This window comes from Paenibacillus sp. FSL H3-0286, assembly GCF_045040705.1.
Taxonomy (GTDB): Bacteria; Bacillota; Bacilli; order Paenibacillales; family Paenibacillaceae; genus Paenibacillus_AQ; species Paenibacillus_AQ odorifer.
In genome coordinates, this window is sequence record NZ_CP150285.1 from 1233702 (window position 1) to 1245001 (window position 11300).

An 11300-nucleotide genomic window follows, 5' to 3' on the forward strand; every position below is an offset into this window, starting at 1 on the left:
GTATAACTCTCCTATCTCTCTATATAAATCTTAGTTATTTAATGGACCCTGATGTTAGTCCACTGATAATCCATTTTTGCGCGAACAAATAAACCACGAGCATCGGGGATAAAGCAAGCAGATACGAAGCAAAGGCTAAGTTGAAATCTGTGCTGAATTGACCTTGGAAGACATACTGTACAAGCGGAAGTGTGTATGAATCCTGATCACCTAGCAGAATCAACGGCAGCATAAAGTCATTCCAAGTCGACAGACAGGAGAGGATACCAATTGTTGCACTGACCGGAGCAAGAAGTGGGAAAATAATCTTCCAGAACGTTCCGAATGTCGTTGCACCATCTACTGTGGCAGCTTCCTCTAGCTCATAAGGAATAGAGCGGATATAGCCAGTGTATACAAACACGTTAAAAGCCAAGCCATAAACAATGTATAGAATAATAAGACCCAGAATGTTGTTCATATGCAGATCCGTTGTCACTTTGACCACAGGCAGCATAATAATCTGGAAAGGAATAAACATTGCGCTGATAAAATAAAAGTAGAGCGCTTTGAAGAATTTTCGGTTCATATTGCGGGCAATCGCGTAGGCTACCATGGAGTTGGTAAGCAAGATGAACACTACTGATGTTATTGTGATCGTGGCGCTATTTCCTAAGGCGTTGAAGAAATTGGTTGCCTTAATGGCATTGGCGAAGTTCTCAAAATGCAGGCCAGTCGGCAGTGAAAAGATGGATTGAGCCATTTCCTCGGGATTTTTTAGCGCGATAGCAATAGTCATGTACAGCGGAAAAAGGATCAGTAGTGAGCCTAGCGCGATAAGAATCGTTGCAGGCCAGTTGCTTGATTTTTTGATCATAAGTCCATCTCCCGTTTCTGCAGAAATTTAAGCTGAAGGGCGGAGATCACAACGATCACGATAAAATAAATCACGGCGTTCGCCGATTGATAGGCAAATTCTCCGCCTTGGAAGCCGCCTGTATAGATTAAGTGGGCAATGGATTGTGTTGAACGTCCAGGTCCCCCACCTGTCAAGGCTACGATTTGGTCGAATACCATTAAGCCGCCCTTCATCGCCAGCACCATGTTGATCGTGAAGAAGGAAGCAAGCATTGGAAAAGTAATACTCCAGAATTCTCTCCAGCGGCTAGCGCCGTCCAGATTGGAGGCTTCGTAAAGATCTTGCGGAATGGTCTGTAGACCTGCCAGATAGAGAATCGTGTTATAAGCAATTCCCTGCCAAACGGCTACAATGACGATACCGATCCAGGCCCAATCGGAGTTGCCGAGAATGTTCTGCGAAAGGAATTCGCTGCCAAGCTTCTCGCCCCAGATAGGGAATACATTTGCGAACAAATAGTTGAAAATAAAGCCGACAATCAGCACGCTGAGGATATTTGGCAGGAAATATACACCGCGGAAAAAGTTTTTGGCTTTAATCTTGGCGTTAAGCCCAAGCGCAATCAACAAACTGATGATGTTGATGAGAATAGTTGTTAAGATGGCATATTTAAAAGTGAACACATATGAATTCAGCACATTTTCATCTTGAAAAATGTTAATGAAGTTCTTAAATCCTACGTAATCAAAGCTGTCACTGAAGCCGTCCCAGTTAGTGAACGAATAATAAATACCCTGCAGTGCAGGAAAGGTGTGAAAGGCAAAGAAAAGAAGCAATGCCGGTATAGTCATTAGATAAAAGGCGACTCGGCGTTTGGCCATCATGTAATCCTCCTTGGAAAAGAGAAAGAGAAGGGGGAGTCCCGTTCTCTTTCTCGGCTCTTATTTGTCAGGTCTCGTTATTTCCGGTCAGCTACCTTATCCCATTCTTTATCAAGCTGTTTCAGGTACGCATCAACATCTTTCTTTTGCAGGAAGGCTTGATTGATGGTATCCACTTTCATTGCACTTGGGATGTAGTGGTCTGCAAAGTCGGCCAAGTTACCTGAGGTAAATGCTGCTTTGAAGCCGTCCATTGTTGGATCATCTTGAGTTACACCTTGCACGGCTGGGAATGCTTTTTGCTCGTTAATGTAGAGGCTGACATTCTCAGGCTGGAGCAGGAATTCAACGAATTTTTTAGCTTCTTCTTTATGTTTAGTGCTCTTAGAGATAGTCAACAATGTGTCTACGCCAGAAATGACCTTATTGTTAGCAGCATCATTTGTCGCTGGGAAAGGGAATACACCAAGCTCAATGGATGGATTAGCCTTCACGATTTCTGGAATCGCCCATACCCCTTGCAGATACATTGCAGATTCACCTTTAGCGAAAGCTGTATTACCGTCATTGTAGCCTTTTCCAAAAATATCTTTTTGACCGAACTCCGTCAGCTTAAGCAGCTTTTCAGCAATTTCGGTGAAGCTGTCTGCGAAAGTCACAGTACCTTCAGTACGTTGCTTGAAGAAATCATTGCCTTTAATGATTGTAGAGAGGGAGTTGAACGGCGTAAGGGTTGTCCAGGAATCCTTAAGGGTCAGGTAAAAAGCATTTTTACCGCTGTCCTTGAACTTTTGAGCGACGGCAATGAACTCATCCCAAGTGGTTGGCACGGTAACGCCGGCTTCAGTGAACATCGCTTTATTGTAAATGACACCACTTGCGTTCGAAGAGAATGGAAGACCATTCAGCTCGCTCGAACCTGTCAGGTCTTTCAGCATTTGAACATAAGCAGGCTGGATATTTTCAGCAAGTGGATCACTTGAGAAGTCTTCAAACAGACCACTTCCGGATAATGTTTTGTAGGTGTCAGTGGCACCGATACCGACCACGTCAGGGATGTCTTTTTTAGCTGCACGAGTCTTCAGCACTGTTTCGGCATCCGGTGGGTTCACTTGAGTGACTACGATGTTCGGATTGGCTTCATTAAATTTCGCAACCAGCTTGTCGAAGGTGGCTTTGGCTTCGGTCTTATTTTGGAAAAACTCGATTTTTACCTTGTCACCGGAGGAGTTCCCGCCGCTAGATGTGTTGTCAGCCGCATTGTTACCACTATTGCTACCGCAGGCGCTAAGCACGGACATAGCCAGTAGACTAACCATTACGGGTTTAATTGTTTTTTTCATGATAAATCCTCCTAATAATGTGTTGGTATTATGGTGAATTTGATAAGAGTAAACGTTTACGTTGACGGCAAACTTAAATGATGTTCGTGTTCTTCTAAGCGACGGGTATGCAATAAAGTGAACAGTAAACGTTTACGTAATATTGATAAAAAGACTTAGGTAAGCGATCTTACCGTTTGTCTTTCCACAATTGTGTGATCGACAATCTGGCTGTTGACAGACTCGCCTGTTTCAATCATCTGAATGAGCTTCTCCACGGCGATCTTTCCAATATCGTACAGCGGTTGGCGTACTGTTGTTAAAGGCGGAATAACCATTTTGGCTAATCCAAGATCGTCATATCCCATAATGGAGATATCCTCGGGCACGCTTAGACCATTTTTGATAACGGTAGAGAGGGCACCAATCGCCATTTCATCACTAGCAGCAAAAACGGCAGTCACATCAGGCGCTTGCTCCAAAAGAGTCTCCATAGCTATACTTCCGCTCTCATACAAAAAATCTCCGTAAGCAAGATAGCGGCTGTCAAAAGGAATACCATTTGCTTCAAGCGCATGCTTATAACCTTCTGCTCTTGGCGCACCAGCGATAAGATCGCTAGGGTTTCCACTAATCATGGCTATTTTGCGGTGACCTTTTGAAATTAAGTAGAGGATAGCGTCAAAAGCTGCTCGATAATCATCTACTTTCACATAAGGGACCTTGGCGAATTCTGTTTGGGAAGAGACCAATACAACGGGGATCCTCATGGTTTCGAGCACATCGTAATATTCTTTCTTAAGGACTTCACTAGAAAAAATAATGCCATCAACCTGTTTCTCTCTCAGGAGCTGTAAGTACTTCAACGTTCTTTTACCGTCCTGATCGGTATTGCATACCATCACACTGTAGTTCCGGTCATTGGCCAATTCTTCAATACCTTTGAGCAGATCGGAAGAGAAAGCACCAGAAACACTAGGGAACATAACACCAATGGTTTGTGTACGCTTATTGATTAGACCCCGTGCAATCGCATTGGGTTGATAACCAATTTCTTTGATCGCCTCATTTACCTTTTGTTTCGTTTTGTCCGAATACCCACTTAAATTGTTTAGCACGCGAGAGACTGTGGCAATGGAAACGTTCGCTTTCTGTGCAACATCTTTAATCGTTGGGTTCATTCCTATGAGCTCCTTAAACTACGGTTATCCTTGAATTAAACGCTTACGCTGATGAGAGTAAGTTATGAAAGAAGAGAACGTAAACGCTTACCCCGAATATAAATGCTGGTAGGCGCTTTTGTCAACTGTACTTAAAAAATAAAAAAATGATCAAAACTACGCAAGAGCAGTAATATTTTAATAGGAATGAAACCAATGTATATACCAAAAATTTACTTAGAAATATCGGAATTGACAAAAGAATATTGGAGGTCTAACATTTAGAGAGTAAACGCTTACGTAAAATTTTTAAATATGGCATGCAAGCCCTGGTTATAATGATTTACTCGGATAAGGAGTTGCATTTATGAATATTTATCTCGAGATTCCGGATGTGGATAAGCACTTTCCTTACCGCAGTTTACTCTGCAATGGTGATACGTTGTGTTATCCGCATTGGCATAAAGAAATTGAAATTATCTATGTTACCAAAGGAAGCCTGAATCTGGGAATTAACGATACCCCTATTCACATGGAGCAGGGTGAAGTTCAGTTTATCAATGGTGGGGATGTGCATTATTTTCTCTCTTCACCTGAGAGCGAACGGGTAGTGATTCAATTTGACCTGAATTTGTTTCAAGAAGTAGCCGCTTTGAACGGTAATGACTACTCACTTCGTGAGGTCTTTACGCTTATGGAGTATTCCAGTTCTAGATGGCCCGTGGCAACTGCCGCGAAGGTCAAAGGGCTGATTGAGAGTATTTACGAGGAAGATGTACAGCGAAGAGAAGGGTATGTTTTTCTAATCAAGGCTAGATTATTTGAACTGCTGACCGTTATTTTACGTGAGGTACCGAAAAGTCCGATCAATAAACAGCCTAAGTTCTCAGAAGATACACTGAATCAATCCAGAGAAACACTGGAGAGACTAGAGCGGATTTTTATTTATGTGGAGCAGCATTATCAGGAGGCTATTTCGCTGAATGAGGTAGCTAATTATATGGGTTTTAGCCCTTATTATTTTACCAAATTGTTCAAGAAAAACACGGGCATGACCTTTATCGCGTTCTTAAACGAATACCGGCTTAACAAAGCCAAATGGATCTTGATCAATGAAGATCTGCCGATGTCTGCCGTGGCGGAAGCAGCCGGGTTTGGCAGCGTGAAGACCTTCCATCATTTTTTCAAGGAAGCAACGGGGATATCCCCGCTGAAATACCACAAGACAATATTCGGGAATAATACAGCAAGATTACAGGAAGAAAGCCCTTCCTCAGATTTGTATGATAGAGATATCAAAACAGGAATAAGTGGAGGTTAGACCAGAATGACTTTAACAGTAGGAATTATCGGCTGCGGAGGTATTGCGAACGGCAAGCACATGCCAGCGTTAAAAAAAGTAGAAGGTGCGCGAATGGTTGCTTTTTGTGATATCGTCGCTGAACGTGCCGAGAAGGCAAAAGCGGAGTTTGGAGATGAGCAGTCCGTAGTTTACACAGATTATAAAGAGCTTCTTAACGATGCAAGTATAGATGTGATTCATGTATGTACGCCGAACATTTCCCATGCGGAGATTTCCATTGCGGCTATGGAAGCAGGCAAACACGTAATGTGTGAGAAGCCGATGGCTAAAACCACGGCAGAAGCACAAGCGATGATCGAGGCCTCAGAGCGAACTGGGAAAAAGCTGACCATCGGTTATCAGAACCGTTTCAGACCAGATTCAGCTTATCTGCATGCGGTATGTGAGAATAATGAGCTTGGTGAGATCTATTACGCCAGAGCTAAGGCTATCCGTCGTCGCGCTGTCCCAACTTGGGGTGTGTTTTTGGATGAAGAAGCGCAAGGCGGCGGTCCGTTGATTGATATCGGCACCCATGCGCTCGATTTGACCCTGTGGATGATGGATAATTACAAACCTAAATATGTCGTGGGCAACGCTTATCATAAGCTGTCCGGTCGTAAAAATGCTGCAAATGCTTGGGGCCCGTGGGATCCTGAGAAGTTTACAGTGGAGGATTCCGCCATTGGATTCATCACTATGGAGAATGGGGCTACCATCGTCTTAGAAGCAAGCTGGGCACTGAATACACTCGATGTCGGTGAGGCCAAAACGGTACTTTGTGGGACTGAAGGCGGAGCAGATATGGAGAAGGGTCTGCGCATTAACGGAGAAGCCTACGGTAAAACCTTTGAAAAGCATATCGGTCTGGATGCCGGTGGCGTCGACTTTTATGATGGTGCAGGAGATGATCCTGCGGTGATAGAGGCAGCTCAGTGGATTGACAGCATTGTAAATGACACCGAGCCTGTAGTGAAGCCGGAGCAGGCGTTGGTTGTGACTCGCATCTTGGAGGCTATTTATAAATCCTCTGAAACTGGAATGCCTGTGTTTTTTGAATAATCAAGCAAATTCGATGGTCATAGATAAATATGAACTAGGAGCGTGTCTCAAGTGACAAGAGTAACCGTATGGAATGAATTCCGTCATGAACGTCAGGAAGAAAGAATTCTTAAGGTCTATCCGCAAGGTATTCATGGACAACTGGCAAGTTTTCTTCAAGAGGCAGGACTGGACACTCAGACAGCTACGCTGGATGAACCAGAGCACGGACTGACGCAAGAGGTATTGGATAACACGGATGTACTGATCTGGTGGGGACATATCGCCCATCATGAAGTAAGTGATGAGATTGTAAATCGTGTACATGCGCGAGTGCTGCAAGGTATGGGACTTGTAGTGCTTCATTCGGGCCATATGTCCAAAATCTTTATTAAATTAATGGGCACCAGCTGCGATCTGAAATGGCGTGAAGCTGAGGAGAAGGAGCGTCTGTGGGTCATGGATCCAAGTCACCCGATTGCTGAGGGCATTGGTGAATACATCGACTTGGAGCAAGAGGAAATGTACGGTGCGCATTTTGATGTGCCAGCACCAGAGAGTCTTGTATTTGTCGGCTGGTTCGAAGGCGGCAACGTCTTCCCAAGCGGATCGACCTACCGTAGAGGCAGCGGGAAGATCTTTTATTTCCAGCCTGGTCATGAATCTTATCCAACCTATTACAACAAGGATATTCAAAAAGTTATCATCAATGGCGTGAACTGGTGTGCACCAACGAAACGTGACTATCCGGTTTACGGACATTCTGAAGCCTTAGAGCCTATCAAAGAAAAGGTGGTCGTATAAATGAAATTAGGCGTATTTGATCCTGTATTTGGAAGCTTGAGTCTTGACGAGATGCTAGATAAAATCGCCGCCGCAGGTTTGAATGCGGTAGAGATCGGCTCGGGCGGTAATCCCGGTAATGCTCACTGTCCGACAGATGAGCTGCTTGCGAGCGAGTCAGCACGTCAAGAATATTTGGAAAAGTTCACGAAGCGTGGCATTATGATCAGTGCCTTCAGTTGCCATAATAACCCGATTTCACCAGATAAAGAAGAAGCCCGCGCCGGGGATGAAATTCTCCGTAAATCGATCAAGCTGGCTTCACTCATGGGTGTTAAGGTCGTGAACACTTTTTCGGGAACGGCTGGGGACAGCGATGAGGCAAAAGCACCGAACTGGCCAGTCACACCTTGGCCTACCGTGTACAGCGACATCAAAACCTGGCAGTGGGAGCATAAGCTGATCCCTTACTGGAAGGAAATCGGCAAGCTGGCCGAGGAGCATGGCGTTAAGATCGGCATCGAGCTGCATGGCGGCTTCCTGTGCCATACTCCTTATACGATTTTGAAGCTTAGAGAAGCAACCTGCGATGCTATCGGAGCTAATCTGGATCCGAGCCATCTGTGGTGGCAAGGTATTGATCCTGTAGGTGCCATTAAGATTCTCGGTAAAGCTGGTGCGATTCACCATTTCCATGCCAAGGATACTTACTTGGATCAGGACAACATCAATATGTATGGTCTGACCGATATGCAACCTTATGGCGATGTGCAGACCCGCGCATGGACCTTCCGCTCCGTTGGTTGCGGCCACAGCATATCTGAGTGGTCAGATATCATGAGCGCGCTGCGCACTTACGGTTATGATTACGTGGTGAGCATCGAGCATGAAGACCCTCTTATGACGGTTGACGAAGGCTTCCAACGTGCAGTAACCAATTTGCAATCCATTCTTATTCATGACCAGCCTCAGGGTATGTGGTGGGTGTAAGGTCGAATTAGAAAGCCTTGATTCTCTATTTAGAGAATCAAGGCTTTTTTTTGCATGTAATGGGGATGTAGGGAGAGCGGGAGAGCGGGAGAACGGGAGAACGGGAGGGGAGAACGGAAGAGCGGAAGAGCGGAAGGAAGAACGGAAGGGAGTAGAAACGAGCTGACAAAGAGATAGGGAGGAGGTAGGGACGAGGTAGGGACGAGTAGTAGCTAATAAGAAACGAACTAGAAACTAACCAGAAATGTACTGGAAACAAACTAGAAACCAACCTGAAACTAACTGGTTTGCCAAAGGACTCAGATGCAGCTATTCGCGTGTTTTAGGCCTTTTTGAGCAAGTTTCGGACCCGAGAGACCTTATTGGTCCTGAAAAGCAAGAAATTCGAGGTGTTTTGAGCAAATAACTGCGCTGGAGTCCGATAGCATCTCAAAACAGCGGATTTGTTGCAAATAGGGTCTCTGGAGTCCGCGACTTATGCGCTGATGCGTTAGCTATTTTTCAACGGTAAATCGTAGTTAGTTTGGGGGCTGGTGCGTTGAGCTTCGGGAGAATGGGATACGGGCAAATGTGCAGCGCAGTTAGTTTGGGCTGGAGAGTCAGGAGCGTCAGGAGCGTCAGGAGCGTGGTGGAGATGTGGTGGAGATGTGGTAGAGATGTGGTAGGTAACTGTGCTAACGGACTTAGATGCAGCTATTCGCGTGTTTTAGGGTTTTTGGAGCGAGTTTCGGACCCGAGAGACCTTATTGGTCCCGAAGAGCAAGGAATTCGAGGGTTTTTGAGCAAATAACTGCGCTGGAGTCCGATAGCATCTCAAAACAGCGAATTTGCTGCAAATAGGGTCTCTGGAGTCCGCGCCTTATGCGCTGATGCGCTAGCTAATCTTCGTTGGTGTAAAACCGTAGTTAGTTTGGGGGCTGGTGCGTGGAGCTTCGGGATAATGGGATACGGGCAAATGTGCAGCGCAGTTAGTTTGGGGCTGGAGCGGAGCGTGGTGGAGATGTGGTAGGTAACTGTGCTAACGGTAACGGGCAAATGAGCAGACGCAGAAATGTATGAGACATAGGGCAGAAATGATAGAGACATAGGAAAGAACAAGGCAAAACTGTGCTAAGGACTCAGATGCAGCTATTCGCGAGTTTTAGGCCTTTTGGAGCGAGTTTCGGACCCGAGAGACGTTATTGGTCCCGAAGAGCAAGGAATTCGAGGGTTTTTGAGCAAATAACTGCGCTGGAGTCCGATAGCATCTCAAAACAGCGAATTTGCTGCAAATAGGGTCTCTGGAGTCCGCGACTTATGCGCTGATGCGTTGAGCTTCGGGAGAATGGGATACGGGCAAATGTGCAGCGCAGTTAGTTTGGGGCTGGAGCGGAGCGTGGTGGAGATGTGGTAGGTAACTGTGCTAACGGTAACGGGCAAATGAGCAGACGCAGTAATGTATGAGACATAGGGCGGAAATGTATGAGACGTAGGAAAGAACAAGGTAGAACTGTGCTAACGGACTCAGATGCAGCTATTCGCGTGTTTTAGGGTTTATGGGGCGAGTTTCGGACCCGAGAGACGTTATTGGTCGTGAAGAGCAAGGAATTCGAGGTGTTTTGAGCAAATAACTGCGCTGGAGTCCGATAACATCCCAAAACAGCGCAATAGTTGCAAATAGGGGCCCTGGAGTCCGCAACTTATGTGTTTATGCGCTAGCTGATCTTTGCGTATCTAAAGATCGGCTTTTTGTCATGCATTCACTGGTTACAGTATTGCAATCTCTGCGTCAAGCGGGAGTGGACGAGTTGAAAAGAATAGGTACAGGCTGGTACGCAACATATTTGAAATGATTTCGTCTTTATATAACGGAGGTGGAGCAAGATGAATTTATGCTTTTCGGGAGGCCGGTTTCAAACTTTTTTACAGCGGAACATTAAACTGATGCTTGTATTTGGACTTTTGTTCGCTGCTTGCTTTACAGGAGTTGGAAGGGTGGAAGCTGCTGGCTCAGATCTGATCATCGTGAACAAAAAAACAAACAAACTCGCGTATTTCAGTGACGGCAAGCTGGTGAAGACTTTTCCGGTTGCCACAGGGAAGTCGAAGGAACTGACGCCAGAAGGTAGCTTCAAAATGGTGGTTAAAGTAAAAAACAGACCCTACTACAAAGAGAAAATTCCCGGTGGGGATCCGGCCAATCCGCTTGGCGACCGCTGGCTGGGGCTGGAAGTGAACGGGACCTATGGCACGACGTATGCGATTCACGGCAATAATAATGAGTCATCGATAGGGAAGTATGTTAGCGCTGGTTGTATTCGAATGCATAATGATGATATTCATTGGCTGTATCCAAAAGTAGCCAAGAATACTCGAGTTATCATTACAACGAGCACACTGGCTATGGAGAATATTGCAACTAAAAACGGGTACTCTGTGGGAAGTAATAAGTTTGCGGGGACTTTTGAGATCAATGGGACGACAACAAAGCTGAAGGATCCTTTTATATTGGAAAATTCCCGTGTGTTTGTTCCGCTGAGAGAATCCGTGGCCTTACTGGGTGGTACTTTGCAGAGTGAAGCGGGGACAGGAGCACTGATAATTACGATCGGCAATCGTACGGTGACACATAAGCCATTATCCAATAAGGCTATTGTGAATGGGAAATCCATTACGATTTTACCGTCACGCAACGAAAATAACCGATTACTAATTCCGCTGAGTATCTTACCTGATTTATTCGCTGTTCAGGTGCAGTGGAATGCGCAGACTCAGGTGGTAAAGATTAAGTTATAATTGTTCTTGGCCTTTTATTTCTGATTTAAATTGTTATATACTGTACTTATTCTAAAATACGGACAATTACGGAGGGCCACCGACTGATGAATAACTAACACGTTTCCTGAAACAGACCATAAAGTTTGTGAAGTGCATATGCACAAGTCACGGAGCACCCGCGCAGGG

General features: G+C 45.3%; 9 protein-coding genes. 5 read left to right on the forward strand and 4 right to left on the reverse strand.

Annotation, left to right across the window (positions count from 1 at the left end):
* Positions 1-34 precede the first annotated feature (34 nt).
* The 4 genes from MHB37_RS05320 to MHB37_RS05335 all read right to left on the reverse strand — a co-directional run bounded on the left by MHB37_RS05320 (position 35) and on the right by MHB37_RS05335 (position 4222).
* Complete coding sequence (locus tag MHB37_RS05320; RefSeq protein ID WP_172628781.1) at positions 35-856, reverse strand: carbohydrate ABC transporter permease; 822 nt, start codon at positions 854-856, stop codon at positions 35-37.
* On the reverse strand, positions 853-1719 hold the full coding sequence (locus MHB37_RS05325) for a carbohydrate ABC transporter permease (protein WP_038568998.1): 867 nt from the start codon (positions 1717-1719) through the stop codon (positions 853-855). Before MHB37_RS05325 ends, MHB37_RS05320 begins: the two co-directional genes overlap by 4 nt.
* A 77-nt stretch (positions 1720-1796) precedes the next feature.
* On the reverse strand, positions 1797-3062 hold the full coding sequence (locus MHB37_RS05330) for an ABC transporter substrate-binding protein (RefSeq protein WP_076129561.1): 1266 nt from the start codon (positions 3060-3062) through the stop codon (positions 1797-1799).
* A 155-nt stretch (positions 3063-3217) separates the two neighbouring features.
* Positions 3218-4222, reverse strand: a complete 1005-nt coding sequence (locus tag MHB37_RS05335) for a LacI family DNA-binding transcriptional regulator (RefSeq protein ID WP_036680403.1) — start codon at positions 4220-4222, stop codon at positions 3218-3220.
* A 346-nt stretch (positions 4223-4568) separates the two neighbouring features.
* Between MHB37_RS05335 and MHB37_RS05340 the strand changes: the two genes are divergently transcribed.
* The 5 genes from MHB37_RS05340 to MHB37_RS05360 all read left to right on the forward strand — a co-directional run bounded on the left by MHB37_RS05340 (position 4569) and on the right by MHB37_RS05360 (position 11132).
* Positions 4569-5522, forward strand: a complete 954-nt coding sequence (locus MHB37_RS05340; protein ID WP_076129560.1) for an AraC family transcriptional regulator — start codon at positions 4569-4571, stop codon at positions 5520-5522.
* A 6-nt stretch (positions 5523-5528) separates the two neighbouring features.
* Positions 5529-6605, forward strand: coding sequence for a Gfo/Idh/MocA family protein (locus MHB37_RS05345; RefSeq protein WP_076129559.1), 1077 nt, complete (start codon positions 5529-5531; stop codon positions 6603-6605).
* 51 nt (positions 6606-6656) lie between these two features.
* Positions 6657-7388 carry a ThuA domain-containing protein gene (locus tag MHB37_RS05350; RefSeq protein ID WP_076186759.1) on the forward strand — a complete coding sequence of 244 codons (732 nt, stop codon included), beginning with the start codon at positions 6657-6659 and terminating at the stop codon, positions 7386-7388.
* Complete coding sequence (locus MHB37_RS05355) at positions 7389-8357, forward strand: sugar phosphate isomerase/epimerase (protein ID WP_036680409.1); 969 nt, start codon at positions 7389-7391, stop codon at positions 8355-8357.
* A 1863-nt stretch (positions 8358-10220) separates the two neighbouring features.
* Complete coding sequence (locus tag MHB37_RS05360) at positions 10221-11132, forward strand: L,D-transpeptidase family protein (protein ID WP_076129557.1); 912 nt, start codon at positions 10221-10223, stop codon at positions 11130-11132.
* The last annotated feature ends 168 nt before the right edge of the window (positions 11133-11300 follow it).

Bases quoted from the DNA above. Each gene is read 5' to 3' on its own strand.
- MHB37_RS05320 (WP_172628781.1), bottom strand. From the start codon at position 856: ATGATCAAAAAATCAAGCAACTGGCCTGCAACGATTCTTATCGCGCTA.
- MHB37_RS05325 (WP_038568998.1), bottom strand. From the start codon at position 1,719: ATGGCCAAACGCCGAGTCGCCTTTTATCTAATGACTATACCGGCATTG.
- MHB37_RS05330 (WP_076129561.1), bottom strand. From the start codon at position 3,062: ATGAAAAAAACAATTAAACCCGTAATGGTTAGTCTACTGGCTATGTCC.
- MHB37_RS05335 (WP_036680403.1), bottom strand. From the start codon at position 4,222: ATGAACCCAACGATTAAAGATGTTGCACAGAAAGCGAACGTTTCCATT.
- MHB37_RS05340 (WP_076129560.1), top strand. From the start codon at position 4,569: ATGAATATTTATCTCGAGATTCCGGATGTGGATAAGCACTTTCCTTAC.
- MHB37_RS05345 (WP_076129559.1), top strand. From the start codon at position 5,529: ATGACTTTAACAGTAGGAATTATCGGCTGCGGAGGTATTGCGAACGGC.
- MHB37_RS05355 (WP_036680409.1), top strand. From the start codon at position 7,389: ATGAAATTAGGCGTATTTGATCCTGTATTTGGAAGCTTGAGTCTTGAC.
- MHB37_RS05360 (WP_076129557.1), top strand. From the start codon at position 10,221: ATGAATTTATGCTTTTCGGGAGGCCGGTTTCAAACTTTTTTACAGCGG.